This is a genomic window from Fervidobacterium riparium (genome assembly GCF_025370035.1).
Lineage (GTDB): Bacteria > Thermotogota > Thermotogae > Thermotogales > Fervidobacteriaceae > Fervidobacterium > Fervidobacterium gondwanense.
The window spans coordinates 165,160-187,385 of sequence record NZ_CP009277.1 but is presented as its reverse complement, the minus strand read 5'-3'; the positions used below and the strand labels follow the sequence as shown (position 1 = coordinate 187,385).

18 protein-coding genes are annotated in these 22,226 nt (G+C 40.6%); 11 read left to right on the top strand and 7 right to left on the bottom strand.

What is annotated here, in order from left to right; genetic code table 11:
• Window positions 1-107: 107 nt before the first annotated feature.
• The 3 genes from IB67_RS00865 to IB67_RS00855 all read right to left on the bottom strand — a co-directional run bounded on the left by IB67_RS00865 (window position 108) and on the right by IB67_RS00855 (window position 3,851).
• Entirely contained in the window at window positions 108-1,337 is a 1,230-nt protein-coding gene (locus tag IB67_RS00865; protein ID WP_072757739.1) for a hypothetical protein, read from the bottom strand.
• A 14-nt stretch (window positions 1,338-1,351) separates the two neighbouring features.
• Window positions 1,352-2,131, bottom strand: a complete 780-nt coding sequence (locus IB67_RS00860) for a hypothetical protein (RefSeq protein WP_498875341.1) — start codon at window positions 2,129-2,131, stop codon at window positions 1,352-1,354.
• A 142-nt stretch (window positions 2,132-2,273) separates the two neighbouring features.
• Entirely contained in the window at window positions 2,274-3,851 is a 1,578-nt protein-coding gene (locus IB67_RS00855; RefSeq protein ID WP_498875340.1) for a hypothetical protein, read from the bottom strand.
• A gap of 204 nt (window positions 3,852-4,055) precedes the next feature.
• Here IB67_RS00855 and flgB point away from each other — a divergent pair, with 204 nt between their 5' ends.
• The 3 genes from flgB to fliE are packed head-to-tail and all read left to right on the top strand — an operon-like array spanning window position 4,056 to window position 5,192.
• A complete protein-coding gene (gene flgB, locus IB67_RS00850) occupies window positions 4,056-4,439 on the top strand; it encodes a flagellar basal body rod protein FlgB (protein WP_072757905.1) in 384 nt (127 codons plus the stop codon).
• A gap of 31 nt (window positions 4,440-4,470) precedes the next feature.
• Window positions 4,471-4,887, top strand: coding sequence for a flagellar basal body rod protein FlgC (gene flgC, locus IB67_RS00845; RefSeq protein ID WP_072757735.1), 417 nt, complete (start codon window positions 4,471-4,473; stop codon window positions 4,885-4,887).
• A gap of 5 nt (window positions 4,888-4,892) precedes the next feature.
• Window positions 4,893-5,192 carry a flagellar hook-basal body complex protein FliE gene (gene fliE, locus IB67_RS00840; protein WP_072757733.1) on the top strand — a complete coding sequence of 100 codons (300 nt, stop codon included), beginning with the start codon at window positions 4,893-4,895 and terminating at the stop codon, window positions 5,190-5,192.
• Window positions 5,193-5,247: 55 nt separating this feature from the next.
• Here the strand turns inward: fliE and IB67_RS00835 are convergent, their stop codons facing one another.
• Window positions 5,248-6,294: a coiled-coil domain-containing protein gene (locus tag IB67_RS00835; protein ID WP_424695141.1), complete on the bottom strand. Its 1,047-nt coding sequence runs from the start codon at window positions 6,292-6,294 to the stop codon at window positions 5,248-5,250.
• Window positions 6,295-6,686: 392 nt separating this feature from the next.
• On the opposite strand from IB67_RS00835, the gene rpsO reads away from it, so the two are divergent.
• From rpsO to IB67_RS00795, 8 genes are all read left to right on the top strand, one after another.
• On the top strand, window positions 6,687-6,941 hold the full coding sequence (rpsO, locus tag IB67_RS00830) for a 30S ribosomal protein S15 (protein ID WP_072757729.1): 255 nt from the start codon (window positions 6,687-6,689) through the stop codon (window positions 6,939-6,941).
• 100 nt (window positions 6,942-7,041) lie between these two features.
• Window positions 7,042-8,079, top strand: a complete 1,038-nt coding sequence (gene queA, locus IB67_RS00825; RefSeq protein ID WP_072757903.1) for a tRNA preQ1(34) S-adenosylmethionine ribosyltransferase-isomerase QueA — start codon at window positions 7,042-7,044, stop codon at window positions 8,077-8,079.
• Between the two features lie 86 nt (window positions 8,080-8,165).
• Window positions 8,166-8,690, top strand: coding sequence for a crossover junction endodeoxyribonuclease RuvC (gene ruvC, locus IB67_RS00820; RefSeq protein WP_072757727.1), 525 nt, complete (start codon window positions 8,166-8,168; stop codon window positions 8,688-8,690).
• A gap of 39 nt (window positions 8,691-8,729) precedes the next feature.
• A complete protein-coding gene (locus IB67_RS00815) occupies window positions 8,730-12,941 on the top strand; it encodes a PolC-type DNA polymerase III (RefSeq protein WP_072757725.1) in 4,212 nt (1,403 codons plus the stop codon).
• Between the two features lie 253 nt (window positions 12,942-13,194).
• The gene (secG, locus tag IB67_RS00810; RefSeq protein ID WP_072757723.1) at window positions 13,195-13,428 is read left to right on the top strand and encodes a preprotein translocase subunit SecG; all 234 of its coding nucleotides are present in this window, start codon (window positions 13,195-13,197) and stop codon (window positions 13,426-13,428) included.
• A gap of 80 nt (window positions 13,429-13,508) precedes the next feature.
• Window positions 13,509-14,702 (top strand): tyrosine--tRNA ligase, encoded by a 1,194-nt coding sequence (gene tyrS, locus IB67_RS00805; protein WP_072757901.1) that lies wholly within the window; start codon window positions 13,509-13,511, stop codon window positions 14,700-14,702.
• 191 nt (window positions 14,703-14,893) lie between these two features.
• A complete protein-coding gene (locus IB67_RS00800; RefSeq protein WP_339745907.1) occupies window positions 14,894-16,186 on the top strand; it encodes an S-layer homology domain-containing protein in 1,293 nt (430 codons plus the stop codon).
• A gap of 169 nt (window positions 16,187-16,355) precedes the next feature.
• A complete protein-coding gene (locus IB67_RS00795; RefSeq protein WP_498875339.1) occupies window positions 16,356-17,705 on the top strand; it encodes a hypothetical protein in 1,350 nt (449 codons plus the stop codon).
• Window positions 17,706-17,868: 163 nt separating this feature from the next.
• On the opposite strand, the gene eno is transcribed toward IB67_RS00795, so the two are convergent.
• The 3 genes from eno to murD all read right to left on the bottom strand — a co-directional run bounded on the left by eno (window position 17,869) and on the right by murD (window position 22,041).
• Complete coding sequence (gene eno, locus IB67_RS00790; RefSeq protein ID WP_498875338.1) at window positions 17,869-19,164, bottom strand: phosphopyruvate hydratase; 1,296 nt, start codon at window positions 19,162-19,164, stop codon at window positions 17,869-17,871.
• Window positions 19,165-19,364: 200 nt separating this feature from the next.
• Window positions 19,365-20,729 (bottom strand): alpha-amylase family glycosyl hydrolase, encoded by a 1,365-nt coding sequence (locus tag IB67_RS00785; RefSeq protein ID WP_072757715.1) that lies wholly within the window; start codon window positions 20,727-20,729, stop codon window positions 19,365-19,367.
• 49 nt (window positions 20,730-20,778) lie between these two features.
• Window positions 20,779-22,041 (bottom strand): UDP-N-acetylmuramoyl-L-alanine--D-glutamate ligase, encoded by a 1,263-nt coding sequence (murD, locus tag IB67_RS00780; RefSeq protein ID WP_072757713.1) that lies wholly within the window; start codon window positions 22,039-22,041, stop codon window positions 20,779-20,781.
• Between the last annotated feature and the right edge of the window lie 185 nt (window positions 22,042-22,226).

Here is a 22,226-nt window from a genome sequence, read left to right as displayed (position 1 = left end):
TTCATAGTACTTATAAGTTTTCAAGTATATTATACCACCAAATAAAAAGAGTACCTGCCTTAACTGGCAGGTACTCGCTTTGTTGACATTTTGACTATTACATAAGACTACAACCCAGCTGATATCATTAGCGAGAAGCCAATACCTGGAGTCGTATTTTCAGAAGGTGTCAGAGAATTTGAAGTTGCAGTCAATTTCAAGTCAGCATTCAAGAAGAATAAATTCGCGTTAACACCAATAGTGTGAGAATACGAAACTTGGTTAAATCCGAGCATGTAATAGAGTCTTGCGATTGCTAAATTCAAACCTGCATACCCTTTTGCCGCCCACTTTCCGTCTAACCAATAACTGCCCATAATACCCCACATGATGAATCCATCATTTTTTAAGTATCCCGTTATTTGAATTTCAGGTTTGATTTCGATCGGTGCAAATAGCCGCGAAACAATCGGCTCAGTTGTAGAGTATGTCGCCTCCGCAGTCACATCGGTACCTTCAGCTGTGTACGTAAAATTGGCGTTTGCATTAAAGTCTACAGAGTAGTATGCTTTTGCAGGCCTTATAACAATGTTTCTAACAGCTATGCCAAAGTTTTGAGTTCCAAAACCGAATTCCAAGGACATTCCGTAATCATCAACATTGCTCAATTGTTCTATGACGTTGTTGATGTTTTGATTGATCAAATCGTTGAGTGGTATCCTGCTGTAAGCACGTATATGTGCATCTGCATTGAATTCTGCGTAAGCGGGCGTTGCAGTTGATGTATAGCTGACATCCAACCTTGTCAAGTCGTAATCAGTGTAGAATACAGGTGCGAACACATTTCCCGCAACGTAAATGCTTCCAAGAACAATAGCAACTCCGCCATTAGTCATTACATCTCCAACAAGGAATCCTTTCAAGCTGTCGGAATATGTTTCATTAATGTTTGTATCACCAACAAGTAATTGTGGGATTGTTTTGGGGATGTTCAAGAATATATTTCCGTCAATTCTTGTGTAAGGTATGATTCTAAACCCTCCAAGGTTCAAGTGTACGTAAGCGCCAAGGCTGACTGGTAAGCCGAACTTAAAACCATCTTGGAGCGCCGCGGAAAGGGTTTGTTCATTGATTATAAAATCTTCCTCGTTGAGTAAGGCATTTATGTTGCTTAAAGTAAGTATGTTCTGCCCAAATTCAATCTCTACAAATGGAACGAGTTTCAACAAGGCTGTAAAATCTTCCCTAACCAGTGCGGCATTACCGAATAGCCCGAATGGTTGTACTGTCATTGAGAATATAGAAACACATGAAATTAGAACGATTAAGAATAGGATATTCTTTATATTCTTTCTCATCGCAATCACCTACCTTATTTAAGGCTTACTTCAGTTGCGACTTTCAAATCTACAGATAAGTAAGGCGCAACGTTGAGTTGACCGTTGTAATTTAACGCGATTGTAGAATTCGCAGGAAGCATTATCTTGTATGGCACGGCAGTATCTGCCAAGGTTTCTATTTGTGCCTTATTTAATTCTATTGTTGGTTGAGTATCTGTCAAAGTAATCGTTACATCATCTCCGAGTTTCAGTTTTGCTTTTAGTCCTGTCGTGTTCGAATAAGTTCCGAATTTAAGTTGAGCAAGTTCAACGATATCCTTCACTTGATTGAGAGTGCTCAAATCGATTGTTCCTTCATTGATAACTACATCTGTATTCGGTGTATTCGCTTGCAATGGGATAGTTAAATCAAGCCACGCTCTGATTTCACTGTCCTTCGTAAGTTCTCCTGAACCAGTTTGCAAAGTTATGCTTAGCTCTAGAGCACTTCCATCTTTTATAAGTTGTTTTATCATATCACCAATATTTGCCGTTTCTCCCTTTGTTAGGTTTACAGGATCGCCTGAGATATAGAGAGTCATCGTTGCTGGAATCGTTGACTCAGTGATCTCAAATCCAAGTAAAGCATTTAATGCAAAATCAAGTTCTTTCAAGAACCCGAAATCTCCACTGAAAACATCGCCAAAGTCAACAACTGTTCCGAAATCCTCAGAATAAGTCTGCGGTTTTATATCAACAGATGATATTTCAAATTTTTCAAGAACAGGTTCGATCGAGAGCCTTACGCCGTCACGGATATTTACGTTGTTCACAGTAATCGCACTTGGAATGTTAGGTGTCAAAGTAAGTGAGAAATTTGTAAAAGTCGAAAAATCAAAGTTCTTGTTTTCTGATTTAAGCTCTATTATTCCTGGTCCAGATAAAGGATGCGTGCCGTTACCAACATCAAAGAAATTAGAAGTAATATGTAATATTTAAATTCAAGCCGGTTATGTTCGATACATCATAATTCAACTTAACAATAATCGTTGCTGTTGCGCTGTCTGCGAGTTGACTTACAGCTGCCGGAACAGGTTGGTTTATAACCACAGGATCAGCACTTACACCAGATATTGTAGCAGAGGCAATTATTATGTTTTGGTCATTCGGCAGAGATAATGAATAGAAAATCCCACCAGAACCTACATCGCCGCTTATGTTTGCATTAAGGACAGCAGGTAGAGAGATTCCACCGAATGGTACTTTTATGTGACCGGAGAGCATTTCAAGAGCGTTAGAGCCGAATGTTCCAGAAACACCTGTTATATTAATTCCTTCGAAACTCAGAAGCATGTATCCGCTGCCTGAGGTAAACGACAGGGCAGTTACATTCTCTGGTAGAGGTACTGTTAACGATACTGGGTAATCTTCTATTTTCTTAACCTGAACATTTGGAGTGAATTTGACTTTAGGAGCGATTCTGAAGTCAGCACTTACTGTTCCTGTTAATTCAATCGTTCCGGAAATCTGTATACCATCACCCACTGTGAATTTCTTTGTTTCATCAAGAGCAATTGATGCGTTAAGGGAATAGGATGATCCGGAGCCTATCGTTGATGAACCAGACTTTGCCGTGTAGGTCTGAGTTATATTTCCAGAGAAACCTGCTACTATAATTTGGATACCTACGTTTCCATCAAGTGCCAATTTCCATGTTCCCGAAACAACAGAGATTGATTGACTTATATCTAAAGATATCTTTTCTTCATCAAGTTGCGAAGCATCAAGGTTCTTGAAATAGTTGAGTTTTTGATTTCTAAATTCCAGGGTTATTTTTGCTATTCCTGCGCTTGCTGAGTTGAATCTTAGAATGACGCTTGAAGATTTTTTCAGCAGGATATTTGATAAAGTCTTCGTTCCAAGGGTTATTGAATACGAAACACCATCGACGATAAGTACAGGATTAGATGCAGTGACATTTGATATTTGTAAATACACATCGACACTCTTTAAATTAGCTTCATCGAAAATCAACGTGGACAAGAAACTTGTTGGAATGCTGAAATTGTTCTGACCAGAACTCACAGGCAGATCTTGACCACTAATGATTGTAAGGTCAGGAATTTCAATCTCTGGGTTGCTTATAGTTTGTTCAACTGGCTGCAATTCTGGAAGGTCTATAGAGCCGTGAAATTGCGTGGCAAGGTAGTTTGTATCGATACTCAAATCAAACCTTCCACCAAATTCGCTGAGCTTATTCTGAAGCTCATTTTCGATGCCTTTCAAAAAAGTGCCCGGGCTGAATACAACTTCAGTTGCGTACTTAATCTCAACAGGATCCGTTTTTACAAGTGTCATATCTGCACCGAGCTGACCCTCGAAATCGTCTACTAAGTCTTTGATTTTGAAGTCAAGTGTAGTTATTGGAAACTCTAAGTGTTTGGTATACTGCAATTTAACCTTTTCAGGGGCCTTTTCTGGAATCTTTATACCGCATGAGAAAATGACAAGTGCAACGATCACGACCGAAAAAATCAGATACAGCCTTTTCACATGAACCACCTCCCAGTGTTATATAGTTATCCATTTATTTTTGTTCCCTCTTCTATAATACAACTCCTTATACGTATTTTGACTATTCAATATACGATTTCGTTTAATAAAACTTGTAGGAATTTGAGAAGTTATGGTAGAATACTATAAATGTATGGAGAGTCTGTGGTATTACGATTTGACGGAGGTATCTTTATGGCGGGAATATTCAATTCGAATTTTGATACGCTGAAAACGGCACTTGATGTCCAGATGAAAAGGCAAGAGTTACACGCCCAAAACATAGCCAATGCTGAAACGCCTGGGTACAAGAAAAAGTACATCGCTTTCGAAGAATACCTCCAAGAATCGAAGATGAAACTCAAACTTACAACAACAAACGAAAAGCACAGACCAACGTTTCCAAAAACAGTAACGGCTAAGCAGATAACTCAAAAAAGTACATCTCTGACAAACGATGGCAACAACGTGGACATAGACATGGAAGTCACAGAAATGGTTAAAGACGCACTGAGATATCAAGTATTATCAAGATTGATGAGTGCAAATATCGACAGGTACAACACTGTCATTAGGAATACAAGATAGTAGTGTGGTAAAATATCAATGAGGTGATACGATGCAGAGCGAATTCAATATAATGAACATCTCATCAACAGGATTATCTGCGCAAAGGTTTAGAATAGAGTTAATTTCGACAAACATTGCAAACTCAGAGACTACAAGAACTGAGAACGGAGAGCCCTATAGGAGGAAAGTTCCAGTTTTTCAGGAACTTTTGAGAAATATCCAGGGGCGACAAGAAAATAGTGGTGTTATCGTCAAAGAAATTTACGAAGACCCTTCTCAATTTCGAATAGTTTATGATCCAACACATCCAGACGCAGACGAAAACGGGTACGTGAGATTGCCGAACGTTAATATCATACGCGAGATGGTAGACATGATTAACGCACAAAGAGCGTACGAAGCGAACGCAACAGCTATAAACACAACGAAAGCAATGATAACATCTGCCCTTCAGATAGGGAGGTGAAGTAAGTGGTAGATAAGATTGGTGGGTTGAATCCGTTAAGGCCGAATATAACTACTAATGTGGGAAATCAAAAAACAAGTGAGAACAGTGAATTTGGAAAAATTCTTTCAGATGCTTTGAAGTCGGTCAACGATCAGCAAAAGAACGTTGAAAAATTATCTGATGATTTTGCTACTGGAAAAGTGAGCAACATTCACGAGCTGATTGTCGAGGCTGAAAAGGCGTCGATATCGCTCAGACTTACAGTTGAAGTTAGGAACAGAATCGTTGATGCTTATAGAGAGATTATGAGGATGCAGTTTTAGGAGAGTGCAATTGAAGAGTATAAGAATAAAACGGGGCTTTCGCCCCGTTCTTTTATTATTGGATTGGAAGGAATAAACCAGCTACACCAATTATGAGACCAAGCCACGCTATTATGTTGAGCATGTTAACCTTTTCTTCAACAGCTTTTGTGTCTGCTTTGTTAGCTTTGAGTTCTTCTATGCTAGCTTTGAGCCCTTCAACGTTTTTATTTGTTGTATCAATCTGACCTTGCAAATCTTTTTGAACATTTTCTATAGATTTTCTAAGTAGGTAATCCGTGTCGCCAATCTGAGCTGCAAGCCCCGTGACTACATCGCTCAAACCAGCGAGATCTTCTTCAAGAGTTGCTACTTTTTCTTCAAGAGCGTCTACTTGTTCTCTATCCGCCTTCGCTGAAAGGTTGTCATAGATGTTAACTATGTCTTGGTCATGCATGTCGAGTCTGAGTGCAAGTGATTCGATATTTGCTTCTTCCAAACCTGCAAGTTTCTCTTCAATTGCTGCGATTTGTTCAGAAAGCATGCCGAGTGTGTCGTAAATCTTGAGAATGTCACTGTCGTGAATATCGAGCGTTACTTTGATATCGTCAAACATTGGTTGTAATTCTTCGAACATTTCTTCTTTTATACTTGCAAGGGAGACCTCAACATATGATGTAATCCTGTCTTCCATAGCTGCAAGATTTGCTGAAAGTTCATAAAGCATATCCCTGAGTGCTGGTAATCCGGTTTCAACCGTGCTTGATACGTTCAACAATTGAGTTTCAAGCTCAGAAAGTCTTGAATCAAACTCTGCAAGCATCATTTCAAGTTCTTCGGCGGATACTTTTGTACCAAGTGTGTCATAAATCATGTTTGTGTACTCTTCGAGCAAATCTATCCTATTCGTAAGTGCGTCAAGTTCCAAAAGTTTGTCGTTAATTTCCGCAAGGGCTAAATCAAGATCTTCGGCAGAAAGCTTTGTGTTGAGAGTGTCATAGATCATATTTGTGTATTCTTCCAAAAGGTCTAATCTGTTTGAAAGTGCTTCAATGTCTACACCTTCGGCGAATACAAATATCCCGAAAAAGACAACCGCAATGAGAATCCCCAGTTTTCTCATAAGTACTCCCTCCTTTAGTAAAGTGTAATAATTCCGAGAAACAACCGTATGTTTAGCCGAATTCCGCGGTGAGCGTACTGAGCAATATGAACAAACTAATTAATAAAGCTATCCGATTTATATTATAGCACCAAAAACAAGAATTTTGTAAAGCCTTTTTTATAGTGTTTCCAAAAGAACGCTTCTAAAAATGAGTATTTAACGTCAAAAATTAACCTATAAGTGGGTTTTAACATTATTTATGCGAATTTACTGCTTTGTGGGAACAATTTTAAAATTAAATCGTAATACTTGACATGCATCAGCTTTCATTATATCATATCTATGCCCTTGCTCGGTATAGGGATCTTTCCCATACTTGGCAAGAGGACATTAGATGGAGGTGCAGAAAGATGAACAAAGAGGACATCATCAAGGAATTTCAGATCCACGATGCAGACACTGGCAGCACAGCAGTTCAGATTGCATTGCTGACAACCCGCATCAGACACTTAACGGAACACCTCAAGAATCATCCTAAAGATTACCACTCAAGACGTGGACTCATGAAGATGGTCGGGCGCAGAAGAAAAATGCTCAAGTACCTCATGAAAAAGGACCCAGAGCTTTACAAAGAACTCCTTGAAAAGCTTTCTTTGAGAAAGTAAAAAAATATCGATACTCAATTGGAACACAGTCATTGAGGGGCGGAATTCCGCCCTTTAATTTTGCAAAATCGCTGAAACGGGGAGATTCTATATGGACAAGATGGAAAATTCCAAACTTTACAAACTCGATGCGTACGATTACTTCCTGCCTGAAGAATTGATAGCACAACAACCGATAGAACCAAGAGATCATTCGCGGTTAATGGTATTGGATAGGACAACTGGGAATATCCAACACAGGATGTTCAAAGACATATTGGAGTACCTTTCTCCAAAGGACATCCTTGTTTTTAACACTTCAAAGGTCATCCCCGCAAGGATTTACGGCAAGAAAACAACGGGCGCTACTGTTGAGTTGCTCCTATTGGAGAAGATGAGCCTAGGAGTGTGGAAGTGTCTTGTCAAGCCAGGAAAGGCGGTCAAAGAGGGAACGGAGATTGTTTTTCATAAGCCTGATGGAAACATAATTGGAAAGTGTGTCGGAAGAGCTGAGGAAGGTACAAGGATAATAGAATTCTCAGTGAGCGATGACCACATAATCTTTTCTCTTGGCAAGATCCCACTTCCACATTATATAAAAAATGAAAACATTGAATTCGAGCGCTACCAAACGGTATATGCGAAGCACGAAGGTAGCGTTGCGGCACCAACTGCGGGCTTGCACTTTACAAATGAACTGCTTGAGAAAATAAAAAGCAAAGGTGTGCGTACTGCAGAAGTCATATTACACGTTGGCATCGGGACGTTCAGACCTGTTAAAGCCGAAGATATTCGCCATCACAAAATGCACGAAGAATACTACATCGTGCCCGAAGAAACAGTAAACTTAATCGATGAGGTTAAAAGCACTAACGGTAGAGTAATTGCGGTAGGCACAACATCGGTTAGGACACTTGAAACAATAGCAAGGCAACCAAAGAGCGGGTCTTATTCAGGAAAAACAGATATATTCATTTATCCGCCGTTTGAATTCAAAATTGTCGATGCGTTAATTACCAATTTTCATCTTCCAAAATCTTCTTTAATCATGCTTGTCAGTGCGTTTGCCGGGTATGAACTGACAATGCAAGCTTACAAAATAGCAGTCGAAGAAAAGTACAGATTTTTCTCTTTTGGTGATGCGATGTTCATATTTTGAGTTAACACAAATCATGTTTATAATCTTAACATTAAATTGTTAGGCTACTGCTGTATAATAATATAAAAATACTGGTGGGGAATAACATGTTGAAAGAACAGACAAAGCCATTTAGAATCTTAGGAATAGACCCAGGATACGGAATTGTTGGATACGGAGTTGTTGAGAAGACGGGAAATAGAATAACATACGTGTCACACGGAGCGATAACAACTGGCAAAGAAGAACATTTTGAAGAACGTCTTGAATACATATACTCGGAAGTCCGAAGGATAATATCAGATTATAAGCCAGAACTTGTTGCTGTCGAAAGTTTGTATTTTTACAAGAACGTCAAAACTGCTATATTCGTTGGGGAAGCCCGTGGGGTTATACTCCTTGCAATAAGGCATTCGAATTTGCCTTTTATAGAATTTACTCCTCATCAAGTCAAGCAAACCGTGACCGGCTATGGAAGAGCTGAAAAATCTCAAATTCAGAAGGTTATGAAAATTTTGCTAAAGCTTCAAGAAATCCCAAAACCAGATGACGCAGCAGACGCGCTTGCGATAGCATGGTGCGCGGCTGTTAGTCACACTAATACACAAAATATACCGAAAATCGAAAAATGATATTTTTTTTCAAGCAGAGTTAGACTCGGGGTGGGTTAGATGTACTATTCCTTCGATGTTTCAAAAAATATAAGAGATATAGCCGAAAAGATAGGAATAAACGCTTCAGGGGTTATAAAGCGAATAGCTTACGACAAAAAACGTGAAATAGTTTCGTTTTTTGTTTCTAATTTTCAAGGAGATATAGAAAGTTTCAAGGATTCTCTTGAAGAATTCTTACAAATTGCTGTTGAAGTAGTCGTCGACGAGGAAAAGGATGTTCAAAATGAAGTTGAGAGTTTAAAGAGCTACGTGCTACAACAACTAAATGGTTCAGGTAAATACGTAGAGCACATAGAAATCGAAGATAAGACTTTAAAAATATACGCGCTTGGAGAATTCGCCAAGGCGCATATTTCAAAACGATTGACGAGGGTAAAATCTTCTCTTCCATTTGAAAACTACGTCATCGATGTCACCGCTCATGAAAATCAGCAGAATGACCAAGCGATTAACGATATGAAAGTCGGTTATGACCCGGATAGTCAACAGCTTGGCGTGAAAACAGATGGATTTTCAAGTGTTCAAAAACAGATTACCCATGCAACTGTTAAGACTGGTCCAACTCAGAGTGACGAGTCAGACATGATTGAACAATTTGATAAAAACCTGCTCGGCGGTCTGTACTCACCCTCCAATATGCCTCCTTCAAATAAGAAGAAATTCAAACTTTATGGAAAAGTCTTCAAAATCGACAGGCCAAACCCCGAGGTTCTAAATGTATATATCACCGATAAGAAGGACTCGCTACTTGGAAAAGTGTTCAACTCTAAATCACAAGAGATTGAAAACAAGCTTTCGGTTGGTGAATGGTACATCTTCAGCGGAATGCTCACAACAGATAAATTTGGAACGACATTCTTCAAAATCGACAGCGTTACGGAAATTCCATCTCTTGACAGAATCGACAACGCTTTAGAAAAGAGGGTGGAACTACACGCACACACAAAGATGAGCGATCTGGACAGCGTCTTGGATATAAGCGAATACATAAAGACGGCAAAGAAATGGGGATGGGAGGCTGTTGCCGTTACAGACCACGGAAACGTTCAAAGCATCCCAGAACTGTACGAACTTGCAAAAAGCAACGGAATAAAACCTATATTCGGTTGTGAAGTTTACATAGCAAACGATCCGAAGAAGATAATGATTAACGAAATCGAAGGGAACATCGACGAGGCAACGTACGTCGTGCTTGACCTTGAAACAACAGGCTTGAACCCAAGGCTTGATGAAATAATGGAAATCGGCGCAGTGAAGACGGCGAATGGCCAGATAATCGATGAATTCCATACATTTGTCAAGCCTTCTAAGTTGAAGGAAAAAAGTTTACAAATAACAGGTATAACGGAAGAAATGCTCGAAAACGCACCAGATATTTCTCAAGTTATCGATAGACTTTCTGAATTTCTCAATGGTGCAGTAATTGTGGCGCACAACGCAGATTTTGACGTCGGATTTCTCAAAAATACATTTTCTAAATTTCAAAGACAGTTCAATCCTCCATACATTGACACACTAAGACTCTCGCAAGCTCTTTTGAGAAGTAAACTTAAATCGTTTTCTTTGGACAGACTCGTAGACTACTTCGAGCTCGGAAAGTTCCAACACCACCGAGCACTTGATGACGCGAGGGTAACGGTTAAAGTTTTTTGGAAATTGGTAGAACTGCTTAGGAAAAAATCTGTAAATTCATTTGACAGGCTGAATAAGTTGATAGAGCACATCAACCCACTTTCAAAACACCCACGACATATTACGGTGCTTGTCCAGAACAAGACGGGTCTGAAGAACCTTTACAGATTGGTCTCTAAAGCACATACAGAGACATTCTTCACAGTACCTCAGGTCTTGAGGTCTGATCTTGAAAAGAACAGAGAGGGTTTGCTAATAGGTACCGGATGTGCGAATTCGGAAGTCTTTGAACTTGCACTGTCAAAGGACAAATCCTCGCTTCAAGAAGCTCTCAAATTCTACGATTACATCGAAATAATGCCTCTTGATACTATATCTTCGGAAGAATTCACGAAGGAAGAGGCGAAAGAAGCTTACAGATTGTTATATGAAGCGGGTAAAGAACTGAACATTCCAGTGGTCATGGTTTCAAATGCGCATTTCTTAGATCCGGAAGACATAAAAGCCCGAAAGGTATTACTCGCACCCCAGAGCAATGTGGAAGACGCAGGTGCGAACTATTTCTTACGCACAACTGACGAAATGTTGCAAGCTGCGATGGAGATATTCGAAGATGAGACAATCGCTCAAGAAGTAGTCATTAAATATCCGAAGAAAATAGTTCAAATGGTTGAAGAGATAAAGCCGCTCGAGAAGAAACTCCATCCGCCAAAGATCGAAGGTGCGGAGGAGAAATTGCGCTCTATGACATACGAGCGGGCATATGAGCTGTATGGAAATCCACTGCCAGAATTAGTTGAAAAAAGAATAGAAAGAGAACTGAACAGCATCATAGGGCATGGTTACGCTGTTCTTTACATGATTGCGCACTTGATAGTTAAGAAGGCGGGCGAAGACGGATACGTCGTTGGGTCCCGTGGTTCAGTTGGTTCTTCCTTAGTTGCGCATTTGGTTGGAATCACGGAAGTCAACCCATTGCCAGCACATTACAGATGTCCAGACTGCAAACATTTCGAGCTGCACGAAGAAGTGGGCTCTGGATACGATTTGCCGGACAAAAGATGTCCGAAATGTGGTGCAAAACTTGAAAAAGCTGGTCAAGATATACCATTTGAAGTATTCATGGGATTTGAAGGAGACAAAGTCCCTGATATCGACTTAAATTTCTCCGGCGAATATCAAGAACGTGCTCACAAGTTCATTGAACAACTCTTTGGAAAATCACACGTCTTCCGCGCCGGTACGATAAGCACGATAGCAGACAGAAGTGCAATTGGATACGTGAAATCGTACATGGAAGACAAGAATGGAAACGTAGTAAATTCATTAAACCCAGCCGAACAGGAAAGACTGGCCATGTACGTTAGCGGTGTTAAGAGAACGACAGGGCAGCATCCCGGTGGTCTGATGATAGTCCCGAGCGACTATGATATTCACGACTTCACCCCTTACCAGCATCCAGCGAACGATAAGAAATCAGGCGTTTACACGACGCACTTCGCCTACGAATCTATCCATGATGACCTCGTGAAACTCGATGCACTCGGACATGATGATCCGACGATGATAAGACTCCTGTACGAATACAGCGGTGTAGATCCAATGAAAATTCCAATGGACGACAAACAGACGATGAGCATATTCTCATCGCTTAAGGCTTTGAAGATAGACGCTCAAGAGCTTGGAACGGACGTTGGAACAATCGGAATACCTGAGTTCGGTACGGACTTCGTCATGGGAATGTTGAGAGATACCAGACCCAAGACATTTGCCGAGCTTGTGAGAATATCTGGGCTTTCTCACGGTACTGACGTTTGGCTCGGCAATGCTCAAACGTTGATAGAAAAGAAAACAGCGACGCTTTCAGAAGTCATATCTTGTAGAGATGATATAATGATTTATTTGATTCATAAAGGGTTACCACCTTCAAACGCGTTCAAGATAATGGAAAATGTAAGAAAAGGTAAAGGATTAAAAGATGAAGAAGTCCAGTTGATGAAAGAATTTGACGTACCTGATTGGTTCATTGAGTCTTGTAAAAAGATTAAGTACCTGTTCCCGAAGGCACATGCGGTTGCTTATGTGAGCATGGCGTTCAGAATTGCCTACTTTAAAGTCCACTATCCGCTTGCGTTTTATGCAGCATTCTTCTCAACAAAGGGAGATGAGTTCGACGCCGAATTCATACTTAGAGGGAAGGGAGCCATAAAAGAACGTTTGAGAGAACTAAACAATATGATGAAGAAAGACGTAAAAGAGAAAAACGAAGAAAAAGTGCTCCAAGCAGCCCTTGAAATGTTACTGAGGGGATTTGAATTCAAAAAACCGGATTTAAAGAAGAGCCACCACTCAAGATTTATAATCGAAGGTAAGAGCTTGATAATCCCGTTCAACAAAATTCACGGCATAGGTGACAATGTTGCAAAATCGATAGTTGAGCAAAGGGATATAAAGATGTTTACATCGGTGGAAGACCTAATGAACCGTGGAAAGGTGACAAAAGCACAAATTGAAATGCTAAAGAGACTCGGAGTTTTGGAAGAACTTCCGGAGACTGACCAAGTAACACTGTTCTAAAGATGAAAGTGCGTTTAAAAAGTTGATACTAACGGTAGAAAAAACTATCAAGAGCGTGTATTTTTATTCTTTCTTAGAGAAAAAATTACAAGATGGATACTTTTGGTAAATATTAGTCCATCAAAAACAAAATAAAGAAATGTAGAACTATTGCAAAACATAAAATTCTTGTGGTATAATAAGCTTTGAATTTATAGGATTATGGGGATATGCAGTTAAGAGACTAATTAGGACATTACTGGAGGTGTATTAGATGTTAGCAGTCATACTATTGATTGTCCACACTATCATTGCAGGTGCTCTGATCTGGATGGTACTTCTTGAAATGAGCAAATTTGCAGAGCTCGGAGGAGCTTTCGGAAGTGGTGCAGCATATACGATGTTTGGTAGAAAAAAAGGCCTCGACACTCAGGGAAAAATTACCGTCGCTTTGGCGGTTGCGTTCTTTGTGATGTGCTTCCTGACATCTTGGGTGCTTTCCAGGTAATTAGTGCATATTAACGTTTAGTGGTTTTAGAGTACTCTTAGAAATTTCGAAGTGGGGTGTATCATTTGTCTACAGTGAACCTGCCAACCGAAGAACAACTCAGAATACTCAAAAGAAATTGCGTGGATTTAGTCTCGGAAGAAGAACTTCTTGAACGGCTCAAATCTGGCAAGCCGTTGAGAGTTAAGCTTGGTGTTGACCCTTCAAGACCAGACCTTCATCTTGGTCATGCTGTTGTTTTGAAAAAACTCAAAGAATTTCAGGACTTAGGTCACCAAGTTGTGTTAATCATTGGTGATTTTACTGCCATGATTGGTGACCCATCCGGCCGAAACACGACTCGTCCTATGCTTTCAAGGGAAGAAGTTGTAGAGAATGCAAAAAGCTACGCAGAACAGGCTTTCATGATTTTGGATAAAGAAAAAACCGAGATAAGATACAACAACGAATGGCTCGGGAGCATGACATTTGCTGATGTCGTCAAGCTTGCCGGTAAATACACGGTCGCTCGCATGCTCGAAAGGGAAGATTTTGCAAAAAGGTATGCGGAAGGTTCGCCGATCAGCGTTGCTGAATTTTTATATCCGCTGGCACAAGCGTACGATTCGGTTGCGATTCAAGCAGATGTCGAGCTTGGCGGAACGGATCAATTATTCAACTTGATGGTTGGAAGAAAAATACAAGAAGAATATGGTTTTAAACCACAGATAGTCATGACAATGCCGATAATAGAAGGCACGGATGGAAAGCTCAAAATGAGTAAAAGCTATGGAAATTACATAGGCTTTACAGATGAGCCTAAGGACATGTATGGCAAAGTGATGTCTATTCCTGACGAACTCATCGTAAAATACACAAGATTGCTTACGGATGCGTCAGAAGAATTCATACAGAAAATGGAAAAAGAAATAAATGCCAAGACGGTTAATCCGAGAGATTACAAAATGTGGCTTGCAAGAGAGATAGTCAAGCAGTTCCACGGTGAAGAAGCCGCAAAAGAAGCAGAAGAATATTTTGTCACCGTTTTTCAGAAGAAAGAACTGCCAGAAGAAATGCCGGAGAAGATTGCTAATTCTGGAGAACACAACATTGTAGAATTGCTCTTCGAACTGGGAATCGGAACGAAGAGCGAAATTAAAAGGCTCATAACACAAGGTGGAGTTTACTTTGATGGAAATAGAATAGACAACTTTAAAGCCGTTGTCAGCGTTCAAGGGGAGCACATAGTAAGAGTTGGGAAACGTTTATTTATAAAGCTTATAGCAAATAAGTGATTTATTGATGCAATAGCTTTCGTACGGACCAGAGTGTTTCTTTGGAAAAAATCATTGAAAAATTTGCATTGCTTAATAATTTGTGGTATAATATCGATGCTGAATTTGTAAATAACTTCCTACCGGTACATTTTTATTGCTGTTTATTCGTATATAATGGAAGTAAATTCTATAACAAAGGGGGTATAAAGATGAAAAAGCTTCTCACGTTACTTACAGTGTTACTTCTCGTCACACTTTCCATGGCAGCTTTCAGAGATATACCTAAAGGTCATTGGGCAGAAAGCTATGTTCAAAAGCTTGAAGAAATCGGTATTGTTACAGGTTTTCCTGACGGGACATACCGCGGTGATGAATCTATAACAAGATACCAGATAGCTATTTTCCTTGTAAGAACTCTTGATTATGTTGAGCAGATCATATCTGATAAAGTAAACAAACTTGCAGCAGATACAGACGAAAAAATATCAACTCTGGCAAATAGAATTGAGCTTTTAGAAGAATACACAAACATGATTTACGACACGCTCCAAACGAAAGCAGACGTAAGTTCACTTGACGAACTTCAAGCGATGATTGAAGAATTCAAAGCAGAGCTTGAAGTGACGATTCAAGATATGAAACTTGTTCTCGACTTACACGATCAAGACATAGTAAAGCTCTACGATTTGGTAAATTCAATTCAAGACAAATTCACATACGAAGATGAAGAAGGACAAAAGTCGGAGATCAACCTTGCAGAGCTCAAAAACGATGTTGCGGCTATGAACGAGATATTAAACGGATTAGCGGCGCAGCTTGGCGATGTTGACTACTTGCTGAGAAAACAGATAGCGGATTTGGATAAGAAAGTCACAAGTCAGGATGAAGTGTTGCAAAAGTCTATAGATGACATTAACGCAAAACTGGAAGAAAACACCTCTGCTATCGAAGTACTCAACGCTAAAGCTGCAGAACTTGAAGAGACAATAGCAAACAACTATGCAACACTGTCAGATGCAATACTCGGGCAACAAGAGGAATTTACAATGAGCAAAGAAGAAATCTCGGCAAGAATTGACGAACTTGAAACAAAAGTTCTAAACATACAGAGTACAATAGACACAGGTTTACCAGCGATCAGGGACATGGTTTACGGACTTTCAGAAGATTTAAAATCGCTTGAGGACAGACTTACATCCTATGTGGACGTCCGAGTTGACGACTTGGCAACCAGAATCGAAGCACTCGAAGAACTTGTAGCTAACCACGATGATAGGCTTAACTTAGTAGAGAATCAACTCGTCAGCTTAACGCAAGTTGTAGAAGAAGTGAAGGCAGACAAGAGCGAAGTCGAAGAACTTAGGCAAGAAGTCAGCAACAAATTGGCAACAAAAGAAGAGCTTGAACAAACAAGACAACTCGCAACATGGGGAGTCGTCACAGGTGTAAGCGGGCTTGTAATTGGAATAATTGCATTAGGTAAAGCTTTCGGATGGTTCTAATTAATCGCTTTAGGAATACCCTTTTTAATTTACTATGCAAAAAAAAGGGGGGATGGCAAGAAGCATTTTAAGGTATATTTGATATTCCTTATTTATAAACTTAGAAGTTTTCTAAAGAGAAACAAAAAGGGGCAGAAAGCCTAAACTCACAGGAGGAGGGAGAAAGGTTATGAAAAAGCTTTTTACGGTACTTGTAGCGCTTCTCATGGTAGTTAGCATCTTCGCAGCAGAAAAACCATTCACACTCGGACCAAACGTAAAGTATACCGGTACAGTTACTTTCACATTGACGGCTGATAAGGATGGGGTAAGCTTTAATGGAGCTCTATCAGATGTTTCAGCAAGTCTTTCACTTTCACCAACATCAGACACGCAAGCAGGAGCAACATTCGGAATTACCTATACACCGTTCAGTGGAGTTACACTTACTCTCAGTTCAATAACATTCTCAACACCATATTTTGGCGCATACTACACAACAGGAAAACAGTTTGTCAATGACTACTTCACAGGTAGAGTTTACAATTCAGATGGTTCTATATCTGATTGGGATTCAGAATTTAAATCAGAATTTGCTGACGCACTCAAACTCACATTCCCAGCAGTAGCAGGTCTTGAAGTTTATATTGAAGATAACACAACAGAAATTACAGGTACACTAGACTACGCAAATTGGTTCAGCGACATGCTTTTAGTGAAATACCCAGTTGCACCATTCACACTTGTTGGCGGTATGTACGTCGCTGGTGGTTACTACACAGTTGGTGCCAACGTATTTGGTACAGTTGATCTCGGTATATTCAAGCCATCAGTTGACGTCTTTGCAGGTATGGTTGATGCATCTTCAGCAAATCCAAAAACAGTTTACGGTGTCACAGTATCTGGAAGCCTTTCACCAGTTGCAGGTTTAACACTTGCGCCGACACTCAAATACACCGATGGTATTGCAAATCTCGTTTACAAGAGCAACACCAAAACAGATGGTAAGTTTGCACAGCTTGGCGTAACATACACAACAACATTCGCACCAGTAACAGTAACAGCAAAAGTAACACCAAAGTACGATATGCAGCCAGCAACACCAACATTTAAGGTACCACTTAACGAACTTTCAGCAAAAGTAGCAGTTACACCTGTAACACTCTTTGTAAAGACAACAGAAACAGACTTAATTGATTCAACAATGAAATTCACACTCTACACACAAGCAGATTACGCTGATGCGATGCTCTCTGCTACAGCAAAAGCAGAATGGGCAGATGTAACAGAACTTGCAACGTACACATACATCCACGTCAATGGTTCTGTTAATGTAGTGCCAGGTGTCTTCACAGTAGGCGGAAACTTCAGAATGACTCCAAGTAACAACGGCTTCAATGCATCATTTAAATACGTCTTAACACCAAATGTAAATGTAACAGGATTCTACGGAACATTGACAGGCAATGATAGTGATGGTTGGACAATTAATTCAGATCCAACATGGAATCTTAAACTCACATACTCAGCAAGCTTCTAATACAATCAATTATCGATAAGACGTAACACCCCGCCGGAAGGCGGGGTGTTGTTTTGCCATTTATCGCGATTGTTCATTCTGGACATACACGTAACGTAGAAACAAAAACTCCCCCTTTCATTTTCAGGGGGAGTCTTTCAATAATTAAATCTCTTTTCGATTCTTATCTTTTTATCGAATAGAACGCTCCTAATCCTTTGTATATCGCCGCATCGCCGAGTTCTTCTTCGATTCTGAGGAGTCTGTTGTACTTGGCTATCCTTTCGCTTCTTGAGAGTGAACCTGTCTTGATCATACCTGCATTCGTTGCGACTGCGAGATCGGCTATGAATGTATCCTCGGTCTCTCCGCTTCTGTGCGAGACAACGTTCGTCATTCCTGCAGTCTTTGCCATTTCGATAGCATCCAATGTTTCTGTGACAGAACCAATTTGGTTGAGCTTTATGAGTATCGAATTTGTTGCAAATAGTTCGATACCTTTAGCTAATCTCTTGACGTTTGTCACGTAAAGGTCGTCTCCGACGATTTGGACTTTTCCGCCAACTTTTTGTGTGAATTTGATGTATGTATCCCAATCTTCTTGCTCAAATGGGTCTTCGATGGAGATTATAACAGGCCAGTATTTGTCTATTAGCATTGAATAGTACTCAATAAGTTCATCTCCTGTTTTTTCTGTGCCATCGATATCGTACTTTCCTGTTTCCTCGTTGTAGAATTCGCTCGCTGCACAATCAAGGGCAATGAATATGTCTTTTCCTGGCTCATAACCAGCTTTTTTAATCGCTTCGATAAGTATTTGAATCGCTTCTTCGTTAGATTTAAGGTTTGGTGCGAATCCACCTTCGTCACCGACTGCTGTAACGTGTCCTGCATCTTTCAATATCTTCTTCAATGTGTGGAAGACTTCGGCACCGTATCTGAGCGCTTCCCTGAACGATGGTGCACCTGCTGGGACAAGCATGAATTCTTGTATATCAAGACTGTTATCTGCATGTGCTCCACCGTTTATAACATTCATGAATGGAACGGGCAATACTTTTGCGTTTGCGCCACCTAAGTATTTGTAAAGTGGGAGTCCAGCACTTTCCGCCGCTGCCCTTGCAACTGCCATGGAAACTCCTAAAATAGCGTTTGCACCAAGATTTGACTTGTTTTCCGTACCATCAAGCTCAAGAAGAACTTTGTCGATGTAAACTTGGTCAAAGGCGTTGAGTCCTGCTATCCTTGGCGCGATAATTTCGTTTACGTGTTGGACGGCTTTGCTCACACCTTTTCCCATGTACCTTTTCTTGTCGCCATCCCTCAATTCGAGTGCTTCGAACTTTCCTGTAGATGCTCCACTTGGAACGATAGCACTGCCAAAGCTTCCATCTTCAAGCAATACCTCAACCTCAACCGTTGGGTTTCCGCGGGAATCGAGCACTTCTCTTGCCTTCACGTCAATAATCTCTACGTACATAACTACACCTCCACTTTTTTAGTTTCAAATACAAACAACACTCAAGACTATCTAAAAAACGCATATTTGAAAACCGTTGAGAAAATGCTTGATAATTTACCATCTTCGGCACAGATTAAATTATATCACATTCCTACAAGTTTTTCTACATATTAGTGATTTTTTTCACACAAAGCGCTCTGCTTTCAATAACCTGAAGCTCAGAGAACCTTAACTTCGTACGCTTTGAGACTTACTCCTTCGAAGGTCTCGTGGTGGCCAGCTATGTTCACATAAACTCTGAATCCGTTGTCGCCGTCTGTAACCGTATAAGCGATTGTGAACGTGTTGTGCGTTACGTGCTCTACCCATGCGTTTGTGAGCCAGTCGTTTTCTTTCCTGAACTTTGTCCAGTTAATAACTTCTTTGAGCAGACTGTCCTCGCGGTTCAGGTGTTCCTCAACAGAAGCACCGGTGAATGCCCTGTTGAACCTTACAGCCTTCCAGAACGCTTGGCCCTCGCCAGATAGCGAAGCGTACCATGGGAATGGTTCTATAACGTCTTCTGTGAATGTGGAGTCGTACTGCCCCTTCATTCCGAGCTCATCGCCGTAGTATATGAACGGAACGCCGGGTGTTGTCATGAGCAGTCCGAAGAAGACTTTTCTCTGCTCTTCATGTGGTAGTAGCTGAGCCAGTCTGTGCATGTCGTGGTTGCCTGTGAAGTTGCTTGGCAGGTATGGCTTTTTCGTGAGTGTTCTCTGAAAGCAGTCGACGATTTTGTACACCGCTCCGTGCTGCATCGATTCTCTTATGGCTTCTGTGAAGTAGAAGTTGAACGAACAGCCGATTGTCTTAGCGTACCTGTCAACGATTTCAGGATCGTCCCAGACTTCCGTAACTGCGAATACATCTTCTCCTTTGATTTGCCTTGCTCTGTCCATAACGAGTTGCCAATAGGCGACATTCTTTTCGTGGTCGTATCTGAATTTGCCTTCTTTGATATCGTAGTCGTATATGTGCTTTGCCGCATCAAATCTGAATCCATCAACGCCCTGCTTGAGCCAGAATTCAACTATCTCGAGTGATTTTTGCACAACTTCGGGGTTTTCATAATTCAAGTCGGGCGAAGAACCACCGAACACGCCGTAGTATGTCTTGCCATTTCTCGTGTGCCAAAGCAATTCTTCGTCCCAGTGTCTTTTTTCTTTCAAATTGAAGTGCGGCTGCGCCCAGAGGAAGTAATCAACATACGGTTTTTCGCCGTTCATAGCGGCTTTGAACCATGGGTGCCTGTCTGAGACGTGGTTGAACGGCAGGTCGATGACAATTTTTATTCCATTCGCATGTAGCTTGTCGACCATATCTCTAAAATCTGCAAGTGTTCCGAACGAGACATTCGTGTCAAAGTAGTCGATTATGTCGTAACCGTGGTAACTTGGTGACTTGAAGTGCGGCGTTAACCAGATTAAGTCTACGCCGAGCATCTTGAAATAGTCGACTTTCTGGGCGATGCCTTTGAAATCCCCAATTCCGTCATCATTTGAGTCCGCAAAGGACCTCACAAATATCTCGTAACCTATCATCGTCTGTTCCCTCCAATTTGAATGTTTTGCAAATCATATCTACTTAAGATTAGCTTCCAATCAATTTCTTCACAATAGACTTGAAATGTTCTCCGCGTTCTTCGAAGTTCTTGTAAGCATCGTAGCTCGCACCCGCTGGTCCAAGGAGCACGAAATCACCTTCTCCTGCTATCTTAGAAATCTCTACAACGGCTTCCTCGATGCTTTTATACCTTCTATAATCTATACCCCTATCTTTTAAGTACGGTTCAACTTGATCTGAGATTGGACCCACTATTGCAACGTGTTTGCATTTTTGTTTGATAGTATCAGCAAGTTGGGTGTAGTCTTCGTTCTTACCCTTTCCAGCGATTATGAGGTAGAGGTTGCTGTCGAAATTCTCGAGCGCCTTAACGACAGCGGCTGCGTTCGTCGCTTTTGAATCGTTGTAGTAGTGCGCACCGTTTATCGTGCCGCAGTATTCCATCCTGTGTGGTAGCGGTACAAAATCTTCGAGCATATTCATGTTGAATGGGAGATTCAAAACTTTCAAAACAGTCTTTGCTGCAGCAATATTCTCAACGTTCTGTTTCGTGCGTATGTGGAACGGTATCTCTTCGAATTTGAAATCGACGGTGAACGGGACACGCTTTGCTTGAACTAAGGCTAATCTCTTGAACGTCTCCATATCTTTTGGGTTGTATACGAAATGATCCTCGTTGTCTTGGAATTTTGCTATTTTCAACTTACATTCTGCGTAGTGTTCCATCGAAGGGTGCCAGTCAAGGTGGTTGGGGTATATGTTTGTAATGACTGCCACGTGCGGTTTAAAATACTCAGCCCAGTAGAGCTGGAAGCTGCTTATTTCTATGACTAAGTATTCTGGCTTTTTGCCTTCTAGTAATACTTGCGCGATGGGAATCCCTATATTTCCAGAAAGTTGTGAAGTTGCGCTCTTTGATATGAGGTGATTGATCATCGATACGGTCGTGCTCTTTCCAACAGAGCCAGTAACTGCGATTATCTTCGGATTCCAGTCAAGGTTTTTTGTGAAATATGTGATTTCCGTGTCAACGTGCTTTTTCAGTTCTTTGGCTTTCATAAGGATTGGGTGGTTGTACGGAACGCTTGGGCTGGTTAGTATAACATCGGCTTCCAATAGGCGTTCACTGTTTGTGCCTTCTTCGTATGGTATGCCTGCTTCCTCTAAGTATTTTTTGTCTTCTTCGGAAAGCTTTCCACCTTCACTTACAAATATCTCTTCACCAAGTGATTTCAAATACTTCGCTGCGTATTTGTTGCTTAATCCAAATCCTAAAAGCGCGTATTTCAAAGCATACCACTCCTTTTTAGCTTATTGTTGTCTTAAAATTCTTCCTCGAATATTCTACCACACAATTTTGGCACTCTCGGGAATTTATTGGAAATATTCAATGAAAATTCACAAAATCTTGCATCTTGATTTTTGTGTGAAACTTGATTTTTCAACCGCTTTTGTTGTATACTATACATTAGTAT

Excerpts from the sequence above, each read along its gene's own strand:
- eno (WP_498875338.1), bottom strand. The coding sequence starts at position 19,164 with ATGTACGTAGAGATTATTGACGTGAAGGCAAGAGAAGTGCTCGATTCC.
- queA (WP_072757903.1), top strand. The coding sequence starts at position 7,042 with ATGGAAAATTCCAAACTTTACAAACTCGATGCGTACGATTACTTCCTG.
- IB67_RS00835 (WP_424695141.1), bottom strand. The coding sequence starts at position 6,294 with ATGAGAAAACTGGGGATTCTCATTGCGGTTGTCTTTTTCGGGATATTT.
- IB67_RS00785 (WP_072757715.1), bottom strand. The coding sequence starts at position 20,729 with ATGATAGGTTACGAGATATTTGTGAGGTCCTTTGCGGACTCAAATGAT.
- flgC (WP_072757735.1), top strand. The coding sequence starts at position 4,471 with ATGCAGAGCGAATTCAATATAATGAACATCTCATCAACAGGATTATCT.
- IB67_RS00815 (WP_072757725.1), top strand. The coding sequence starts at position 8,730 with ATGTACTATTCCTTCGATGTTTCAAAAAATATAAGAGATATAGCCGAA.
- IB67_RS00795 (WP_498875339.1), top strand. The coding sequence starts at position 16,356 with ATGAAAAAGCTTTTTACGGTACTTGTAGCGCTTCTCATGGTAGTTAGC.
- ruvC (WP_072757727.1), top strand. The coding sequence starts at position 8,166 with ATGTTGAAAGAACAGACAAAGCCATTTAGAATCTTAGGAATAGACCCA.
- IB67_RS00865 (WP_072757739.1), bottom strand. The coding sequence starts at position 1,337 with ATGAGAAAGAATATAAAGAATATCCTATTCTTAATCGTTCTAATTTCA.
- secG (WP_072757723.1), top strand. The coding sequence starts at position 13,195 with ATGTTAGCAGTCATACTATTGATTGTCCACACTATCATTGCAGGTGCT.
- rpsO (WP_072757729.1), top strand. The coding sequence starts at position 6,687 with ATGAACAAAGAGGACATCATCAAGGAATTTCAGATCCACGATGCAGAC.
- IB67_RS00800 (WP_339745907.1), top strand. The coding sequence starts at position 14,894 with ATGAAAAAGCTTCTCACGTTACTTACAGTGTTACTTCTCGTCACACTT.